Annotated in this window: 15 protein-coding genes, 1 tRNA gene and 1 pseudogene; 11 read left to right on the top strand and 6 right to left on the bottom strand. The window is 62.8% G+C overall.

Annotation, left to right across the window (positions count from 1 at the left end):
• The first annotated feature begins 101 nt into the window (after positions 1-101).
• From ACEWE8_RS11100 to ACEWE8_RS11090, 3 genes are all read left to right on the top strand, one after another.
• The gene (locus tag ACEWE8_RS11100; RefSeq protein WP_046786481.1) at positions 102-533 is read left to right on the top strand and encodes a D-Ala-D-Ala carboxypeptidase family metallohydrolase; all 432 of its coding nucleotides are present in this window, start codon (positions 102-104) and stop codon (positions 531-533) included.
• 71 nt (positions 534-604) lie between these two features.
• Positions 605-913 carry a hypothetical protein gene (locus ACEWE8_RS11095; protein WP_039603809.1) on the top strand — a complete coding sequence of 103 codons (309 nt, stop codon included), beginning with the start codon at positions 605-607 and terminating at the stop codon, positions 911-913.
• A 51-nt stretch (positions 914-964) separates the two neighbouring features.
• Positions 965-1,849, top strand: a complete 885-nt coding sequence (locus tag ACEWE8_RS11090; protein WP_046786480.1) for a pseudouridine synthase — start codon at positions 965-967, stop codon at positions 1,847-1,849.
• A 40-nt stretch (positions 1,850-1,889) separates the two neighbouring features.
• On the opposite strand, the gene ACEWE8_RS11085 is transcribed toward ACEWE8_RS11090, so the two are convergent.
• Both ACEWE8_RS11085 and acnA read right to left on the bottom strand, forming a co-directional pair.
• Positions 1,890-3,455 carry a PAS domain-containing methyl-accepting chemotaxis protein gene (locus ACEWE8_RS11085; protein WP_046786479.1) on the bottom strand — a complete coding sequence of 522 codons (1,566 nt, stop codon included), beginning with the start codon at positions 3,453-3,455 and terminating at the stop codon, positions 1,890-1,892.
• A 260-nt stretch (positions 3,456-3,715) separates the two neighbouring features.
• The gene (gene acnA / locus ACEWE8_RS11080; protein ID WP_395589306.1) at positions 3,716-6,457 is read right to left on the bottom strand and encodes an aconitate hydratase AcnA; all 2,742 of its coding nucleotides are present in this window, start codon (positions 6,455-6,457) and stop codon (positions 3,716-3,718) included.
• A 223-nt stretch (positions 6,458-6,680) separates the two neighbouring features.
• Here acnA and rlmM point away from each other — a divergent pair, with 223 nt between their 5' ends.
• The 3 genes from rlmM (at position 6,681) to pdxB (ending at position 10,009) form a co-directional block, all read left to right on the top strand.
• Complete coding sequence (gene rlmM / locus ACEWE8_RS11075; protein WP_046786477.1) at positions 6,681-7,748, top strand: 23S rRNA (cytidine(2498)-2'-O)-methyltransferase RlmM; 1,068 nt, start codon at positions 6,681-6,683, stop codon at positions 7,746-7,748.
• Between the two features lie 815 nt (positions 7,749-8,563).
• Entirely contained in the window at positions 8,564-8,806 is a 243-nt protein-coding gene (gene tusA / locus ACEWE8_RS11070) for a sulfurtransferase TusA (RefSeq protein ID WP_012313540.1), read from the top strand.
• A 60-nt stretch (positions 8,807-8,866) separates the two neighbouring features.
• Positions 8,867-10,009: a 4-phosphoerythronate dehydrogenase PdxB gene (gene pdxB / locus ACEWE8_RS11065; RefSeq protein WP_046786476.1), complete on the top strand. Its 1,143-nt coding sequence runs from the start codon at positions 8,867-8,869 to the stop codon at positions 10,007-10,009.
• Positions 10,010-10,077: 68 nt separating this feature from the next.
• Here the strand turns inward: pdxB and ACEWE8_RS11060 are convergent, their stop codons facing one another.
• Entirely contained in the window at positions 10,078-10,251 is a 174-nt protein-coding gene (locus tag ACEWE8_RS11060; protein WP_168216562.1) for a PA1571 family protein, read from the bottom strand.
• Between the two features lie 203 nt (positions 10,252-10,454).
• On the opposite strand from ACEWE8_RS11060, the gene ACEWE8_RS11055 reads away from it, so the two are divergent.
• From ACEWE8_RS11055 to ACEWE8_RS11045, 3 genes and pseudogenes are all read left to right on the top strand, one after another.
• A complete protein-coding gene (locus ACEWE8_RS11055) occupies positions 10,455-12,218 on the top strand; it encodes an ABC transporter transmembrane domain-containing protein (RefSeq protein ID WP_046786475.1) in 1,764 nt (587 codons plus the stop codon).
• Positions 12,219-12,309: 91 nt separating this feature from the next.
• Positions 12,310-13,140: pseudogene (locus ACEWE8_RS11050) on the top strand (methyl-accepting chemotaxis protein); the annotation flags it as partial.
• A gap of 117 nt (positions 13,141-13,257) precedes the next feature.
• The gene (locus ACEWE8_RS11045; protein WP_371316837.1) at positions 13,258-14,025 is read left to right on the top strand and encodes a methyl-accepting chemotaxis protein; all 768 of its coding nucleotides are present in this window, start codon (positions 13,258-13,260) and stop codon (positions 14,023-14,025) included.
• A 53-nt stretch (positions 14,026-14,078) separates the two neighbouring features.
• On the opposite strand, the gene ACEWE8_RS11040 is transcribed toward ACEWE8_RS11045, so the two are convergent.
• Together ACEWE8_RS11040 and ACEWE8_RS11035 are read right to left on the bottom strand one after the other, a co-directional pair.
• Positions 14,079-14,155, bottom strand: a tRNA-Pro gene (locus ACEWE8_RS11040).
• Between the two features lie 82 nt (positions 14,156-14,237).
• Positions 14,238-14,459, bottom strand: a complete 222-nt coding sequence (locus tag ACEWE8_RS11035; RefSeq protein ID WP_046786473.1) for a YgdI/YgdR family lipoprotein — start codon at positions 14,457-14,459, stop codon at positions 14,238-14,240.
• 176 nt (positions 14,460-14,635) lie between these two features.
• Between ACEWE8_RS11035 and moaB the strand changes: the two genes are divergently transcribed.
• Complete coding sequence (moaB, locus tag ACEWE8_RS11030; RefSeq protein WP_039604205.1) at positions 14,636-15,175, top strand: molybdenum cofactor biosynthesis protein B; 540 nt, start codon at positions 14,636-14,638, stop codon at positions 15,173-15,175.
• Positions 15,159-16,385 carry a gephyrin-like molybdotransferase Glp gene (gene glp / locus ACEWE8_RS11025; RefSeq protein WP_080952126.1) on the top strand — a complete coding sequence of 409 codons (1,227 nt, stop codon included), beginning with the start codon at positions 15,159-15,161 and terminating at the stop codon, positions 16,383-16,385. Before moaB ends, glp begins: the two co-directional genes overlap by 17 nt.
• On the opposite strand, the gene ACEWE8_RS11020 is transcribed toward glp, so the two are convergent.
• Positions 16,374-17,621, bottom strand: coding sequence for a glycosyltransferase family 4 protein (locus ACEWE8_RS11020; RefSeq protein ID WP_046786472.1), 1,248 nt, complete (start codon positions 17,619-17,621; stop codon positions 16,374-16,376). The genes glp and ACEWE8_RS11020 overlap by 12 nt on opposite strands.
• Between the last annotated feature and the right edge of the window lie 337 nt (positions 17,622-17,958).

Here is a 17,958-nt window from a genome sequence, read left to right as displayed (position 1 = left end):
CGGCAGGGGAAGCATCGCCTGCCTGCATGAGCTGAGCTGTTACCCGAAGATGCCGTGCCGGCGACACACGCCGGAACCTCATCATCGTCGAGAATGCAGTCATGTTCATCACACCAAATTTTACCCTGGAAGAGATGATTGTCTCGCAGGTCGCCGCTCGGGAAGGGCTGGACAATACGCCCTCGCAGCAAGTCATCAGCAACCTGCACCTGCTGTGTGAAGCCCTTGAGCAGGTGCGGGCCCTGTTTGGCCTGCCGGTAATCATCAGCAGTGGCTACCGGTCCCCCGCGTTGAACAAGCGTATAGGCGGCTCCCCGCGCAGCCAGCACCTGCTCGGCTTGGCCGCGGACTTCGAGATATTCGGCATCAGTAACCGGGAAGTGGTCCGCCGGGTGAGCGCGAGCGCAGTGAATTTCGACCAGATGATTCTCGAGTTCGACAGTTGGGTCCACCTGTCGGTAACGCCGAGCGTCCCGCGCCGTGAAGTGCTGACCATCCGCAGGGGTACAGGCTACCTGCCAGGTTTGCAGTGAGCAGGGGATGAATTGACGGCGGGGTGTGCAAGTTCGTATGCTGTATATAAATACAGTATCGAGGTAAGCCCATGCTCAATGTCGAGCAACTCAAGTACAGCGTCAACCGCATGCCGGTGGAGCGGGTATGTGACGCCGTGCTGGAACTGCGCCTCGAAGGCTTGGTCACCGATGACCGTACGCCGTTCGGCAAGGTTCATTTCAATACCTGCTTCGCCGAGATCGAGGCGCTGTTCCAGCGGGCCGGCTACCATCGAGGGTTGGATGTGGTGGGTTACCAGGGCTTGCTGTATGCGCTCTATGATCCCGGCCGCTGGGAGCCCGTGCAGGTTCTGCGCTGGCTGAAGGCGCGCAGCGAGGCCATGGTTCAGGCTGGTTGAGCTGGCGGGGTTGGGGGATAATGCCCGGCCCTGCCTGCCCCGAGTCTCGCCATGACCACGCCTTTCGACCCCGCCCGCCAGCAAGCCAGCACGGTCTGCCTGCCACCTGGCAACTGGGCGACGGTACTTGATTGCCTGTGCGACCATTTCAAGGCAATCGAGCGTGCGCAGTGGCTTGACCGCTTTGCTCGTGGCCGGGTGCTCAACGCCGAAGGCCAGGCGATCGCTGCCGACCTGCCTTACCGCCGCGGCATGCGCCTGCACTATTTTCGTGAGGTGCCCAACGAGCGGCCGATCCCGGTAGAGGAAGCCATCCTGCATGTGGATGAGCATCTGGTGGTGGCCGACAAACCGCATTTTCTGCCGGTTACGCCAACCGGCGAGTATGTCGAACAGACCTTGCTGCGCCGTTTGATCCGGCGCCTGGATAACCCTCACCTGGTGCCGTTGCACCGCATCGACCGGCATACCGCAGGGTTGGTGTTGTTCTCGGCCAACCCGCAAACCCGCAGCGCGTACCAAAGGCTGTTCCCCGAGCGCCGCATCGACAAACGCTACCACGCCATCGCCCCGGCCTTGCCCCAGCGTGATTTTCCGCTGGTGCATAAAAGCCGTCTGGTGCATGGCGAGCCGTTTTTCCGCATGCATGAGGTACCGGGCGACGATAACAGCGAAACCCTGGCCGAGGTGCTGGAGAAGCAGGGTGAGCTATGGCGCTACGGCCTTTCACCGGTGACCGGCAAGACGCATCAACTGCGGGTGCACATGGCGGCACTGGGCGCGGGGATCTGTAACGATCCGTTCTATCCTGAGTTGCTCAAGGTAGAAGATGATTACCAGCGGCCATTGAAGCTGCTGGCACACAGCTTGCGCTTTGCTGACCCGTTGACGGGGGAGGAGCGCTATTTCGAGAGTCGTCTGACCCTCGGTTGGTAGTGCCCCTTCGCGGGCAAGGTCGCGAAGGGGCGCAGTGTTGTCAGCGGTTGAACCGCTCCACCAGTGAGTACTGGCCACCGGCGGTGGTGGTCAATGCTTCGCTGAGCAGCGCCGAATGCTGCGCCTGCTCGGCTGTCTGGTCGGCCAGTTCGGCGATCGTGCTGATGTTGCGGCTGATCTCGTCAGCCACGGCTGTCTGCTCTTCAGTGGCGGCAGCGATCTGGGTCGCCATGTCGGTAATGTTGGCCACCGCCTCGCTGATCCCCATCAATGCCTGGTCAGCCTGCATCACTCGTTCTACACCTTCCTGAGCCTGGCGATGGCCAGATTCCATGGTGAGCACGGCGTTGTTGGCTGTCTGTTGCAGCTTGGCAATCAGGCCATGGATCTGCCCTGTGGACTCAGCGGTACGCTGGGCCAGCTGGCGCACTTCGTCGGCCACCACGGCAAAGCCACGGCCCATTTCGCCAGCGCGGGCTGCTTCAATGGCGGCGTTCAGGGCCAGCAGGTTGGTCTGGTCTGCAATGCCCTTGATCACATCGACCACGCCACCGATTTCGTCGCTGTCCTTGGCCAGTTGCGTCACGGTCTGGCCGGTTTCACCCACGGCCGCCGACAGGCGCTCGATGGCGTCGCGGGTTTCACCGGCGATCTGCCGGCCCTGGCTGGTCAGGCGATTGGCTTCCTGTGTGGCATCGGCGGTGCGCTGTACATGGTTGGCCACTTCCTGGGTTGTGGCGGCCATCTGGTTGACGGCGGCGGCAACCTGCTCGGTCTCGACCCGTTGGCGCTCCAGCCCCGAAGAGCTCTGGTGGGCCAGGACGTCGGACTGGCGTGCCTGGTCGCTGAGGTGTTCGGCGCTGTCCTGCAGGCGGGTCAGGCAGGTTTTCATGCGCGCATCCTGGCTGAGCAGGGCCATTTCCAGGCGTGCCTGCACGCCTCGGCTGTCGGTGTACATCTGCGCGATCAGTGGGTCGGAAGTGGTCTGTTCGGCCAGGCGCAGCAGGCGCTTGAGGCCGCGTTGTTGCCAGCTAAGGCCGAGCAGGCCGAGCGGCACCGACAGGCCGGCGGCCAGGGCGAAGCCCCAGGAATGCCCGAGCCAGTTGCCGATCAGGAAACCGATCTGGCTGACCAGGATGAAGGGCAGCCAGTCCTGCAGCACTGGCAGCCACTTGTCACGGCGCGGAACGGCGGGCTTGCCCTGATTCAGGCGCTGGTACAGGGCTTCGGCGCGGCGGATCTGCTCGGCGGTGGGCTTGACCCGCACCGACTCGAAACCGGTCACCTGGTTGTTGTCGAAGATCGGCGTGACGTAGGCGTTGACCCAGTAATGGTCACCCGACTTGCAGCGGTTCTTGACGATGCCCATCCAGGGCTGGCCTTGCTTGAGGGTCTGCCACATGTGGGCGAACACCGCAGGCGGCACATCAGGGTGGCGTACCAGGTTGTGCGGTGCGCCGATCAGCTCCTCGCGCGTGAAGCCGCTGATCTCGACGAACGCATCGTTGCAATAGGTGATCACACCCTTGGCATTGGTGGTCGAGATCAAGCGTTGTTGGGCAGGGAAAGTCCTTTCCCGTTGGGTAATCGGCTGGTTGTTCCGCATGGGCTGAGTAATCCGCAAGGCTTTCGACAGATATCGGCAAGCCAGTACTTTTATTGAATGGATATTTAACTTCGTTGATCTGGCGCAGGAACGGACTGCGGGGATTACGCTAGCAGGCCCGCACGTTCGCGAAAGATGGCGTCACTATTGCAGGTTTATTGCAGGGAGTGACGTGCAGGTCAAATCATGACTCATTGGCTGGCCAAGAGCCAGCCTCCGGCACAAAAAAGGGGCGCTTTTGCGCCCCGGTCAGCTGGCTTTCAGCTGGCGATCAACTGCCTCAACACATAGTGCAAAATCCCGCCGGCTTTGAAGTATTCCACTTCATTGACCGTATCGATCCGGCACAGTACCTCAATGTCTTGCTGCTGCCCGTCCTCACGGGTGATGCGCAGTTGCAGGCTCATGCCTGGCTTCAACTGAACCCCGGCCAACCCCAGTACGTCGATTCGCTCTTTGCCGGTGAGCCCCAGTTGCTTGCGATCGTGCCCGGCTTTGAACTGCAATGGCAGTACGCCCATGCCGACCAGGTTGGAGCGGTGGATGCGCTCGAAACTCTCCGCCAGTACCGCCTTGACCCCCAGCAGGTTGGTGCCTTTGGCTGCCCAGTCGCGGCTGGAGCCGGTGCCATATTCCTGGCCGGCGATCACCACCAGCGGCGTGCCTTCAGCCTGGTAGCGCATGGCCGCGTCGTAGATCGAGAGCTTTTCCCCAGTGGGCACGTACAACGTGTTGCCGCCTTCTTCACCGGCGAGCATCTCGTTACGGATGCGGATGTTGGCGAAGGTGCCACGCATCATCACCTCATGGTTGCCCCGCCGTGAACCGTATGAGTTGAAGTCGTGAGGTTCGACGCCTTTTTCGCGCAGGTAGCACCCGGCCGGGCTGTCGGCCTTGATGTTGCCGGCCGGGGAAATGTGGTCGGTAGTCACCGAATCGCCAAGCAGGGCGAGAATGCGCGCACCCTGGATGTTCTCGATCACCGGCAGTGGGCCGCCAATGCCGTCGAAGAAGGGAGGGTGCTGGATGTAGGTGGAGTCGTCCTGCCACACGTAAGTGGCCGCCTGCGGGACTTCGATGGCTTGCCACTGGGCGTCACCGGCGAATACCTCGGCGTACTCCTTGTGGAACATCGCCGTGTCGACCTTGGCCACGGCGTCGGCGATTTCCTGCTGGCTGGGCCAGATGTCGCGCAGGTACACCGGCTGGCCGTCCTTGCCGGTGCCCAGCGGGTCACGGGTAAGGTCCAGGCGAACGCTGCCGGCCAGGGCGTAGGCCACCACCAGTGGCGGGGAGGCCAGCCAGTTGGTCTTGACCAGCGGGTGCACCCGGCCTTCGAAGTTGCGGTTGCCTGACAGTACCGAGGCGACGGTCAGGTCGGCGCTGCCGATGGCGGTCTCGATGGCTTCGTCCAGTGGACCGGAGTTGCCGATGCAGGTGGTACAGCCGTAGCCGACCAGGTCGAAACCCAGTTGGTCGAGGTAAGGAGTGAGCCCGGCGGCATTGTAATAATCGGTGACCACTTTGGAGCCGGGCGCCAGCGAGCTTTTTACCCATGGCTTGCGCTGCAGCCCTTTCTCCAGGGCCTTTTTCGCCACCAGGCCGGCCGCCATCATCACACTGGGGTTGGAGGTGTTGGTGCAGGAGGTAATTGCGGCGATTACCACGGCACCATCGCGCAGGGTATAGGTCTGGCCTTGGTGGCTGTAGTCGATCTCGCCGGCCTGGTCGGCATTGCCCACTGCCACCCCACCACCGCCTTCGCTTTCCAGGCGGCCGACCTCTTTGGCCAGGGGTTTGGGCTGCAGTTCGATGAAGTGGTCGAACGCCTGGCTGACCTGGCCGAGCGCAACGCGGTCCTGGGGGCGTTTTGGCCCGGCCAGGCTAGCTTCGACTTCGCCCATGTCCAAGGCCAGGGTATCGCTGAACAGCGGTTCCTGCCCAGGCAGGCGCCACAGGCCCTGTGCCTTGCAGTACTGTTCGACCAGTTGCACCGTCTGCTGCGGTCTGCCCGAAAGGCGCAAGTAGTCCAATGTGACCTCATCGACCGGGAAGAAGCCACAGGTCGCGCCGTATTCAGGTGCCATGTTGGCAATGGTGGCACGGTCGGCCAAGGGCAGGTCGGCCAGGCCGTCACCGTAGAACTCGACGAACTTGCCGACCACGCCTTTCTTGCGCAGCATCTGTGTCACGGTCAGCACCAGGTCGGTGGCGGTGATGCCTTCGCGCAGCTTGCCGGTAAGCTTGAAGCCGATCACTTCCGGGATCAGCATCGACACAGGCTGGCCGAGCATGGCAGCTTCCGCTTCGATCCCGCCAACGCCCCAGCCGAGCACGCCCAGGCCGTTGATCATGGTGGTGTGCGAATCGGTGCCGACCAAGGTGTCGGGGAACGCATAGGTGCGCCCATCGGCCTCACGGGTCCATACCGTGCGGCCCAGGTACTCCAGGTTGACCTGGTGGCAGATGCCGGTGCCCGGTGGCACTACGCGGAAGTTGTCGAACGCGCTCTGGCCCCAGCGCAGGAAGGCATATCGTTCGCCATTACGCTGCATTTCGATGTCGACGTTTTCACCGAACGCCTGGGGGGTGGCGTAGCGGTCGACCATCACCGAGTGGTCGATCACCAGGTCCACGGGCGACAGCGGGTTGATCCGCTGGGGGTCGCCCCCGGCCTTGGCCATGGCAGCGCGCATGGCCGCCAGGTCGACTACAGCCGGTACGCCGGTGAAATCCTGCATCAATACCCGCGCCGGGCGGTATTGGATCTCGCGATCGGAACGACGGTCTTGCAGCCAGTCGGCGAGGGCGCGCAGGTCGTCGCTGCTGACCGTCTCGCCATCTTCCCAGCGCAGCAGGTTTTCCAGCAGTACCTTGAGCGACATGGGCAGGCGCTGCAGGTCGCCTAGTTGTCGTGCAGCCTCGGTGAGGCTGAAGTAATGGTAGGTCTGGTCGGCCACCTTGAGGGTTTTGAGGGTTTTCAGGCTATCGAGCGAGGGCATTGCCAACTCCTTATGCACCGGTGCCCGGCATTGGCTGGATGATGCCGGTGTCACCGCTCTGTTTCGGCCCGCACGGTACGGACCTGGCTGAAGAGTCAGGTTAGACCGGTTTGTCTGCCCTGACCCTATTCTGGACCGGCGGGGCATGTCGCAGGTTCCGATCTTCCTTTATCATCGCCGCCCTGCCGGCGCCTGTGGTGCGCCAGCCGTAGTGGAGTGAGAGATGAATACCCTGTTCATGCATTGCCGGCCCGGGTTCGAGGGCGAGGTCTGCGCCGAGATCAGCGAACACGCTGCCCGCCTGGGGGTTGCCGGTTATGCCAAAGGCAAGCCGCAGAGCGCCTGCGCCGAGTTTGTCTGCGCCGAAGCCGAAGGTGCCGAACGGTTGATGGCGCAGCTGCGCTTTGCCCAACTGATCTTCCCGCGCCAGTGGGCGCGTGGCGGCTACATCGAACTGCCTGAGACCGATCGGATCAGCGTGTTGCTCGAGCATCTGGCAACACTGCCGGTGTTTGGCAGCCTGTGGCTGGAGGTGCTGGACAGCAACGACGGCAAGGAGCTGTCGACGTTCTGTCGCAAGTTCGAGGTGCCGCTGCGCAAGGCTTTGGAAAAAGCCGGCCGCTTGGTCGATAACGCCAGCCTGCCTCGCCTGTTGCTGACCTTCATCAGTGGTCGTCGGGTATTCGTTGGCGTTGCCGAGGCGAACAACAGTGCGCTGTGGCCGATGGGAATTCCTCGCTTGAAATTCCCGCGTGAAGCGCCGAGCCGCTCGACCTTGAAGCTTGAAGAGGCCTGGCACCAGTTCATTCCACGGGAGCAGTGGGAGCAGCGGCTGGGCGATGACATGACCGGGGTGGACCTCGGGGCTTCACCGGGGGGGTGGACGTACCAACTGGTGCGCCGTGGCATGCTGGTCACTGCTATCGACAATGGGCCGATGGCAGAGAGTTTGATGGACACCGGGCTGGTTCAGCACCTGATGGCCGACGGCTTCACTTGGCAGCCCAAGCAACCGGTGGACTGGATGGTCTGCGATATCGTCGAGAAGCCGGCGCGCACCACTTCGTTGATCGAGACTTGGTTGGGGGAGGGCTTGTGCCGGGAGGCGGTGGTCAACCTTAAGTTGCCGATGAAGCAGCGATATGCCGAGGTGCGTCGCTTGCTGGACCGCATGGAGGCGACCTTCAAGGCGCGCAAGGTCAAGGTGTCGATTGCCTGCAAGCAGCTGTATCACGACCGCGAGGAAGTGACGTGCCATCTGCGCAGGCTGGACCTGAAACCACGAAAGTAAGCCGTTGCCGTTGCCGTTGCCGTTGCCGTTGCCTTGCTTTTAAGCGCGCGATAGTTCAGACGCCGCAGATTGCGACTTCAGGAGGCCGAGCGCAGGTCTTGCGAAGGGAGGTGACGGGCATGGATGCCCGTCAAGCGCTGCGGCCCATGGATGGGCCGTCAGCGCGGTCCTCCCGGGAGCAAGGCCGGAGCGAGGGAACCCCGGAGCGTAGCGTAGGGGCCGGATGATGGGAGCGGGCGGTTTTTGGTTCCTTTTTGCCAAGACAAAAAGGGACCCGCCGTAAGGGCGGAAAGGTGAGTGAGCGCCGCCACGGCAAATGGATATTCACGCTAGCTGAAAGCCAGAAGCCAGAAGCCAGAAGCCAGAAGCCAGAAGCCAGAAGCCAAAGCTCATGCGGGGGGGTTCATTCATCCGGGCATATCCATTTGCTGTAGCGACGCTCACCCACCTTTCCGCCCTTACGGCGGGTCACTTTTTGGCAAACGCCCCAAAAAGTAACCAAAAAAGGCTGGCTCCTATCATCCGGCCCCTACGCTACGCTTCGGGGTTCCCTCGCTCCGGCCTTGCTCCCGGGAGGACCGCGCTCACGGCCCATCCATGGGCCGAAGCGCTTGACGGGCATCCATGCCCGTCACCTCCCTTCGCAAGACCTGCGCTCGGCCTCCTGAAGTCGCAATCGGCGGTGCCTGGCATACCGCGCACTTAGAAGCAAAAGCAAAGGCAAAGCAAGCTGTGCTTGCGGCGCAGGGCGTGCAGGTGACTATTGGTCCGCGCCACGCTATGCGCCACAATAGCGATCATTTGCGGAGCACCCCATGACTGATTTCACCCCCGACGCCATTCTTGATGCCACCGGCCTGAACTGCCCAGAACCGGTGATGATGCTGCACACCCACGTGCGCAATCTGGCCGCCGGCGGCCTGCTCAAGGTCATCGCTACGGATCCCTCGACCCGGCGCGACATTCCCAAGTTCTGCAACTTCCTCGGCCACGAACTGCTGCAGCAGCAGGAAGAGGCCGGTACCTACCTGTACTGGATTCGCAAGAAAGCCGACTGATCCACGCTGGATCGTGCCGGGCATAGCACCTACACTGCGTTCCCCAGACAGGAGAGCGCCATGCTGATAGTTGCCGACGAGAATATCCCGCTGCTCGATGCCTTCTTCGAAGGTTTCGGCGAGATCCGCCGTTACCCTGGCAGGAGCATGGACGCCGCCAGCGTCAAAGAGGCCGATGTGCTGCTGGTGCGCTCGGTGACCAAGGTCGACCGGCAATTGCTCGAAGGCAGCAAGGTGCGCTTTGTCGGCACCTGCACCATCGGCACCGATCACCTGGACCTGGATTACTTTGCCGAAGCCGGCATCCACTGGAGCAGCGCGCCGGGCTGCAACGCCCGCGGTGTGGTCGACTACGTGCTGGGCAGCCTGCTGACCCTCGCCGACCTGGACGGTGCAGCGCTGCCCCAGCGCACCTACGGCGTGGTGGGTGCAGGGGAGGTCGGTGGCCGGCTGGTGCGCGTGTTGCACGGCATGGGCTGGAAGGTGCTGGTCTGCGACCCGTTGCGCCAGGCGGCTGAGGGGGGCGATTTCGTCAGCCTGCAAACTGTGCTCGAACAATGCGATGTGATCAGCCTGCATACCCCATTGCAGCGTGGCGGCGAGCACCCGACCTGGCACCTGCTGGGCCAAGCGCAGCTCGCACAGCTGCGCCCTGGCGCATGGCTGATCAACGCCAGCCGTGGGCCGGTAGTGGATAACGTCGCCCTGCGTGAGTTGCTGTTGGACCGTGAAGACGTGCACGCTGTGCTCGATGTATGGGAGGGCGAGCCGCAGGTCGACCTGCAACTGGCCGACCTCTGCACCCTGGCTACGCCGCACATCGCCGGCTACAGCCTGGATGGCCGCCAGCGCGGCACGGCGCAGATCTACCAGGCGTTGTGCCGCTTCCTGGGTGAGGCCGAGCGCGTGCAGTTGCAGGATCTTCTGCCCAAACCGCCACTGGCGCAGATCGAGTTCGATGGCGAAGCTGACCTTGGCTGGGCCTTGGCGACGTTGTGCCGGGCGGTGTACGACCCGCGCCGCGACGATGCCGATTTCCGTCGCAGCCTGAGCGACGATGCGGCCGAGCAGCGCGCGGCGTTCGACCTGTTGCGCAAACAGTATCCGCCACGCCGTGAAATCGAAGGGTTAGCGGTGCGGTTGCGGGGCGAGGCTCCGCAGTTGGTGCAGATGGTCAATGCCTTGGGTGCAGTGGTCGTTTGACGAGCAGGCAGAACATTCCGGGCAAATAAAAACCCGGCGCCAGCGCCGGGTTTCAAGCAATTCTTCACTCAGCCCTTGCGCACCTTCTTCACCCGGCTGTCCTCGAGGTCCTTGCAGGCCTGCTGGATCATTTGCTCGGTGATCGGTACTTCACGGCCCTGGGCATCGATGATCGATCCGCAGACCTTCGGTTGTGGGGTGCTCTGGGGCTTCTGGGTGTCGCTGCCATGCTGCAAGCTCATCTACAGTCTCCTCATCAGGTCCAATATCAAGGTAAACCTGTGCCGTGACTGGCCTGTGACAGCGGCTCTTGGAGGTCACGACAGCTACAGTCCACCAGAAAGTGCGGCAAACCTCCAGAGGCGTTTTAGAACGATGGGCTATAGCCACTGCCAGGCGGGATGAATGGTAGGCTGCTGTTTCACTGTCATTGTGGTCCATCGCCATGCCCGAACCGGTTTCTTCACGTCAGCGTCGCGCCTTGTTTCTCTGCTGGCAATTCATGCGCCCATACCGTCGCCAAGCGCTGTTGGCGTTGCTGGCTCTGGTAGTGACCGCCGGCATTACACTGTCCATGGGGCAAGGCATTCGCCTGTTGGTGGACCAGGGGTTCATGACCCGTTCGGCGCACCAGCTCAATCAGACCATCGGCCTGTTCCTGCTGTTGGTGCTGGCGTTGGCGGTAGGCACATTCAGCCGCTTCTATCTGGTTTCCTGGATCGGTGAGCGGTGCGTGGCCGATATTCGCCGCGCTGTGTTCGATCACCTGATAGGGCTGCACCCTGGCTTTTTCGAAGACAACCGCAGCTCGGAAATCCAGTCCCGGCTGACCGCCGATACCACATTGCTGCAGGCGGTCATCGGCTCATCACTGTCGATGTTCCTGCGCAACGCCCTGATGGTGATCGGCGGTGTCGTGCTGCTTTTCATCACCAACCCCAAACTCACCAGTATCGTCGTGGTGGCCCTGCCTTTGGTACTGGCGCCGATCCTGCTGTTTGGCCGGCGCGTGCGCAGCCTGTCGCGGCAGAGCCAGGACCGGGTGGCGGATGTGGGCAGCTATGTGGCCGAGACGCTGGGGCAGATCAAGACCGTGCAAGCCTACAACCACCAGGCATTAGACCGCCAGCTGTTCGCTGGAACGGTAGAGGCGGCCTTCGCCGTGGCGCGCCAGCGTATCGCGCAGCGGGCCTGGTTGATCACTCTGGTCATCGTGCTGGTGCTGGGCGCGGTGGGGGTGATGTTGTGGGTCGGCGGCATGGATGTGATCGCCGGGCGCATCTCCGCAGGCGAACTGGCAGCCTTCGTGTTCTACAGCCTGATCGTCGGTAGTGCCTTCGGTACTTTGAGCGAAGTCATCGGCGAACTACAGCGCGCCGCCGGCGCGGCCGAGCGTATCGCCGAACTGCTGGCGGCGCGTAGCAGCATTCTAGAGACCGAGCAGCCGTTTGCGCTGCATCGCCAGCGCGCTGTTGGGCGTATCGAGCTGAAGAACCTGGTATTTGCTTACCCTTCCAGGCCATCGGTTGCCGCCATCGACAACCTGAACCTGGTCATCGAACCAGGCCAGACCGTGGCGCTGGTGGGGCCATCCGGCGCGGGCAAATCGACATTGTTCGACTTGCTGCTGCGCTTCTACGACCCCCAGCAGGGGGGCATCCTTCTGGATAACCAGCCAATCACCAGCCTGGCGTTGGGCGAACTACGCCGCCAGTTCGCCCTGGTAGCGCAGAACCCCTCACTGTTTCGCGGTACGGTCGAGGCCAATATCCGCTATGGGCGCCCGCAGGCGAGCCTGGCCGAGGTCGAAGCGGCGGCGCGTGGCGCACATGCCGATGAGTTCATCCGGCAACTGCCGCAGGGTTACCAGACACCGCTGGGCGAGGGTGGTATTGGCCTGTCGGGCGGGCAGCGGCAACGTCTGGCGATTGCGCGGGCGTTGCTGGTGGATGCGCCGATCCTGCTGCTCGACGAAGCCACCAGCGCCCTCGATGCGCAGAGCGAGCACTTGATCCAGCAGGCGCTGCCGAGCCTGATGGCGGGCCGCACTACGCTGGTCATCGCCCATCGCCTGGCCACGGTGCAGCATGCCGACCGCATCGCGGTCATCGACAAGGGGCGCCTGGTGGCGGTGGGCACCCACCGTGAACTGATCGAAAAGAGCCCGCTGTACGCCAGGCTGGCCTCGCTGCAGTTCAACGCAGGTTGACGCATCGAAGGCTTGTAACATTTTTGTAGCAATTGCTTGAGACTATCCCTTCAACTGTTGCGTAAGTGCTCGACCTGGCTGCTATCGATTGATGGCAGCTTTTTTTTGGCCTGCGAACGAGGACATGGATGTCTGTGGCGGCGCTGCCAGCGGCGCGTTGTTTCCTCATTCCTTGTTCCCGAGATCTGCGATGTTGCGTAAATCCCTCAGAGTACAAATTCTTACCCTGCTCGGCGGCAGCCTGGCGGCGATGCTGCTGATTGCCTTGGTGTGCTTCCAGTTTCTGTCCTCCAGCGTGCGCAGTTATGCCACGCTGGTCGATGGACCACTGCAGGCCTCGCAATCGATCGACGAAGCCAACCTGCAGTTCAAGATCCAGGTGCAGGAGTGGAAGAACGTGCTGCTGCGCGGCCGCCAGCCGGCCGAACTGGAGAAGTACTGGCAGCAGTTCCAGGCCCGGGAGCAGCAGGTTCAGCAGTTGCTTGGGCAACTGATCGACAGCAGTGATCAGAAGCTCAAGGAGCCTTTGCAGCAACTGCGTGACAGCCATCGGCAATTGGGTGTGGCCTACGCGCAGGGGCGCCAGGCGTTTCTGGCCGCAGGTGGTGACCCGGTTGCCGGCGATCTGGCGGTCAAAGGTGTCGACCGTGCTGCCAGCGAGCAGATGAGCGCGTTGGTCGAGCAGTTGCGCGCCGACGCCCGTGAACGCGCCGCCAGCATCAATGCCAGGGCCGAGCGCACGGTATGGCTGGGTATGCTGGTGATGCTCGGGTCGGCACTGCTGGTCGGTTTGCTCAGCCTGTGGCGGGTCAACCGTAGCCTGATCGAGCCGATCAGCCAGTTGATCGAGTACGTAGCGCAATTGAGCCAGGGCCGCTTTGGCGCTCGGGTCGACAGCCGTCGCGAGGATGAACTGGGCCGCCTTGCGCGGGCGGCCAATACCTTGCGTGATTTCCTTGCCGAAACCGTTGGCCGGCTCAAGGACAATGCCCAAGAGCTGGAAGGCGCCAGTGGCCAGCTGCGCAGCATCGCCGGTGACATGGCGCGCGGTACCCATGACCAGTTCCAGCGCACCGATCAGGTGGCCACGGCGATGCACGAGATGTCCGCCACTGCCCAAGAGGTTGCCCGTCACGCCGCCGAAGCCGCGCGCGCGGCCGATGAAGCCGACCACAGTGCCCAGGCTGGCGAGCGGGTAATGCAGCAGACCATCGACATCATTGGCGTGGTCAACCGGGAGATCGCAGGTACTGCGGCGGTAATCCGCGATCTTGAAACTGACAGTTCGCGCATCGGCAAGGTGCTGGAAGTGATCCGTGGTATCGCCGAGCAGACCAACCTGCTGGCGCTCAATGCGGCCATTGAAGCAGCCCGTGCGGGTGAGGCCGGGCGCGGCTTTGCGGTGGTCGCCGACGAGGTGCGCAGCCTGGCTCAGCGCACGGCGGCGTCGATCGCCGAAATCCATCAGATCATCGAGGCGGTACAGTCTGGTGCCGTGGACGCGGTCAAGGCCATCGAAAGCGGGCAGCAGCGCAGCGAGGAGGGGGCCGAGCAGGTGCAGCAGGCTGGGCAGATGCTGCAGCGCATCACCACGGCGGTTGAGGCCATCCGTGACATGAACCGGCAGATCGCCACGGCCGCTGAAGAGCAGACCAGCGTGGCCGAGGACATCTCGCGCAACCTGGTCGAGATTACCCGCATCGCCACAGCCAACCAGGAGGCAGTGCAGCACACCGAGCAGGCAGGCCAGCGCCTGCATGGGCTGTCGGGGCAGTTGGGTGAGGTCACTTCGCGGCTTACCGCGTAGTGCTTATCGCGCATGACAAAAAGCCCGCACAATGGCGGGCTTTTTGAAGGATTTGGTCGGAGAGACAGGATTCGAACCTGCGGCCTTCTCGTCCCGAACGAGACGCGCTACCTGGCTGCGCTACACTCCGATGAACGAAATCCTACTGCATGGTTTTTTCGAACGCAAGCCCTTGTTGTTAAAAGGGCTTAGGCTCAAAACAGGGCGCTCGGTCAGAGCTCCTTGACGGTACGAACCTGGTCTTTGTTCAGGCGCGTACGCTTGCCATCAAGTTGCTCGAACTCGTAGAAGCCAGAGTCCTCGTCAAAGGACGGAGTGTCCACAGCCTGGATCTCACGACCGTCGTTCAGGGTGATCACGGTTGGCGAGGCGCAGCCAGCGAGGGCGCCCAGGCCCAGGGCGAGCAGAAAGGCGGGAAGGGTCCGTTTAATCATCGTGTTTCTCCAGTGCGATGGTGCTAGATGACGTTAAGACGCAAGGCGTCTGCGCAAGTTCCTTCTAGAGTGCAGCATAGCGCCAATCGCTGAGTATTGACCTGGGTCTGTCAAGGTTGCCGCAGGGCAGCCTGTGATATAAATGCGGCCATCCCTTTCCCCTGCGATGAACACTCATGAAAGCCAAGGCAGATACCCCCTTCGTGGCCCTGAATATTGCCGTGCTGACGGTCAGCGACACCCGTACCTTTGAAACCGACACCTCCGGGCAGATGTTCGTCGACCGCCTGACTGCGGCGGGCCACCAGCTGGCTGAGCGTAAGCTGCTCAAGGACGACCTCTACAAGATCCGCGCCCAGGTTGCCACCTGGATCGCCGATGACCGCGTGCAGGTCGTGTTGATTACCGGTGGCACCGGCTTCACGGGGCGCGACAGTACGCCTGAGGCCGTGGCCTGCCTGCTGGACAAGCAAGTGGAAGGCTTCGGCGAGCTGTTCCGGCAGATCTCCGTTGCCGACATCGGCACGTCGACCGTTCAGTCGCGCGCCTTGGCCGGCCTGGCCAACGGCACGCTGGTGTGCTGCCTGCCGGGCTCGACCAATGCTGTGCGCACTGGCTGGGACGGTATCCTTGCCGAGCAGCTCGATGCCCGCCATCGCCCGTGCAATTTCGTTGCGCACCTGAAGCAGGCAGCGGCTTGTGAAAGCCGTGGCTGAGGCGCCGCAGGCCCGGCCATTGATGCCGGTGGAAGAAGCGCTGGAGCGCCTGCTGGCCTTGGCCGAGGCCGCGCCGATCAAGGACACCGAAACCGTCCCGCTGGCCGAGGCCGAAGGCCGGGTGCTGGCGACCGACCTGGTTGCCTCGCTCGACCTGCCGCCCTGGCCCAACAGTGCCATGGATGGCTACGCACTGCGCCTGGCCGATTGCCAAGGCCAGCCGTTGCCCGTCAGCCAGCGCATTTTTGCCGGGCACGCGCCCGAGCCGTTGCAGCCCGGCACGTGCGCGCGGATCTTCACCGGCGCCCCGCTGCCGGCCGGTGCCGACTGCGTCGAGATGCAGGAAAACACCGAGGTGCTGGAGGATGGCCGGGTGCGTTTCCTCGAACCGATCAAGCCTGAGCAGAATGTCCGTCCCCAAGGCCAGGAAACACGCCAGGGCGAACAGGTGATGGTCGCAGGAACGCGCCTGGGCCCGATCGAACTGGGGTTGGCCGCAACCTTGGGGCATGCTCAACTGCAGGTGGTGCGTCGGGTACGGGTGGCAGTGTTGTCCACCGGCGACGAGCTGGTCGAGCCAGGTTTGCCACTGGGCCCAGGGCAGATCTACAACAGCAACCGCCGCCTGCTGGTCAGTTGGTTGCAACGCCTGGGCTGTGAAGTGCGCGACATGGGCATCCTGCCTGATGACCTGGTGCGGACTCGCCAGTGCCTGGCCAGCCTGGGTGATGTCGACCTGATCCTGTCCACCGGGGGAGTTTCCGTGGGCGAGGCCGATTACCTGGGCGCGGCGCTGCGTGAGGCGGGCGAGCTGGCCTTGTGGAAGCTGGCGATCAAGCCAGGCAAGCCGCTGACATTCGGGCATTATCAAGGTGTGCCGGTGATCGGTCTGCCAGGCAACCCTGCGTCGACGCTGGTGACCTTCGGCCTGCTCACGCGCCCTTACTTGCTGCGCCGCCAAGGGGTTGCCGAAGTCACTCCGCTACGTTTCGACGTACCTGCGGGTTTCGATTGGCCCAAGGCCGGAACCCGTCGCGAATACCTGCGGGCGCGGATCGACAACGGCCGGGTGCGCATCTACAAGAACCAGAGCTCAGGCGTGTTGCGCAGCGCCGCCTGGGCTGAGGGCTTGGTGGAGGTGCGCGAAGGCAGCACGCCGCAGCAGGGTGACAGCGTACCGTTCATACCGTTGAGCGAACTACTTGGTTGATCGCCCTAGCCACGGGTCTGTAGGTTGCGGGGCGGTGGCAGGCGCTGACTGGGTCAGGCGCATGTGCACGTTCTCCAGTTGCTGCGCCGCCACGCTCCAGTCATGACGATGCCGGGCAAACTGGCGGCCGGCCTCGCTCAGTTGGCACATGCGCCAGGGTTGGTTGAGCAGTTGGGTAATCAGCAGTGCCAACTGGTCACCGTCATCGCTGCCCAGGTAATGCTCGCCGTTGTTCACGGCAAGGCCTGAAACGCCCTTGCTGGTGGTGATCACCGGCAGCCCGGCAGCCATGGCTTCGAGGATCTTGACTTTGGAGCCGCCGGCGTATCGCAGAGGGGCGAAGAACAGCGCCGAGCGCCGCTGCAGTTCGCGAAGGTCAGGGCGATAACCCAGCCATTCGATGCGGGGATCGTTCCAGTGCAGCTTCCATGAGGCCGGCATGGCATGCCCGGCTATGGCCAGGCGCACCGCAGGGTTGCTCATCCACACCTGCGGCAGGATTTCTTCCAGCGCCCATTCGATGGCCTCAAGGTTCGCACCGTATTCGAAGTTGCCGACGAACAGCAGTCGCTGACTGTGCAGTGCGGGACATACCTGTTGGTAATACTCACAATCCACACCGTTGACCACTACGTTCACTGGGCGCCCGCTGATCTGGCTTATCAGTTCGGCGTCATGGGTGCTCACCGCAACCACTTCGGTGGGCTGGCAGAGTACGCGTTGCTCCCAGCGACGATAGCGCCAACGGTCGAACGCATTGAGCGGGCGCAGCCAAAGTGGCAGGCGATCATGGCAGGCGCCGCCCATCACCGATTCGAGTGTGTGTTCGCTGAGCATGTAGGGCAGGCCGCGGGCCTGCAGGGCTTTTTCGAAGGGTTGGAAGCCGTAGCTGTGCTCGATCTGGATGACATCCCAGGGCTCGTCCAGCAACTGCTCGAAGCGGTGGCGCAGGCAGGGCGCCAAGCCATTGATGATTGCCCGCATGGGGTAGTCGATGATCGGTGAGGCCAGCAGGTTGAGCGGGCTGTGCAGCGCCCGGCGGGGTAGCACGATCAGCCGTTCGACCAGTGGCTCCAGCGCTTCGCGGGTGGCATCGTTCAGCGGGACTTTCGACTGCACCAGCAAGGTGATCCGGTGCCCGTGCTGCGCAAGGGCACGCAGCAGGTGGTATTGCCGGGTCTTGCTGCCGCTGGTGGTTGGCCAGGGTAGGTAGGGCAGCGTCCAGAGTATGCGCATGAACCACAATCCTCGCTAAAGGCTGCAGACAAAAAACGCGCCCGTGGGCAGTCAGCCGATGGCTGCAACCGGGACGCGTCCATACATTTGAGTAAAGCCCACGCTATCGTCTTCGCCCAGGTACTTGCTTGTGTCGATCATGCAGGGGATGAGAACGCTCATTTCACAGTCTCGACTCGGGCGCTGCACGTAGCGCTAATGGGCAGCTTGCGAACTGCCAAGGCTCTGGCGGCAAAAAGTCAAAAAACCGACTTTTTATTGTGCCTTATCGGTTTTGGCCAAATATTTGTCGATCATGCGCCTGATGGCTGAAGCTTTCAATCCTGTTGATGTGGGC

Origin of the sequence: Pseudomonas sp. TR47, assembly GCF_044143025.1 — a bacterium.
Taxonomy (GTDB): domain Bacteria; phylum Pseudomonadota; class Gammaproteobacteria; order Pseudomonadales; family Pseudomonadaceae; genus Aquipseudomonas; species Aquipseudomonas putida_E.
The sequence above is the reverse complement of the archived record's forward strand: the minus strand, read 5'-3'. Positions and strand labels throughout refer to the sequence as shown.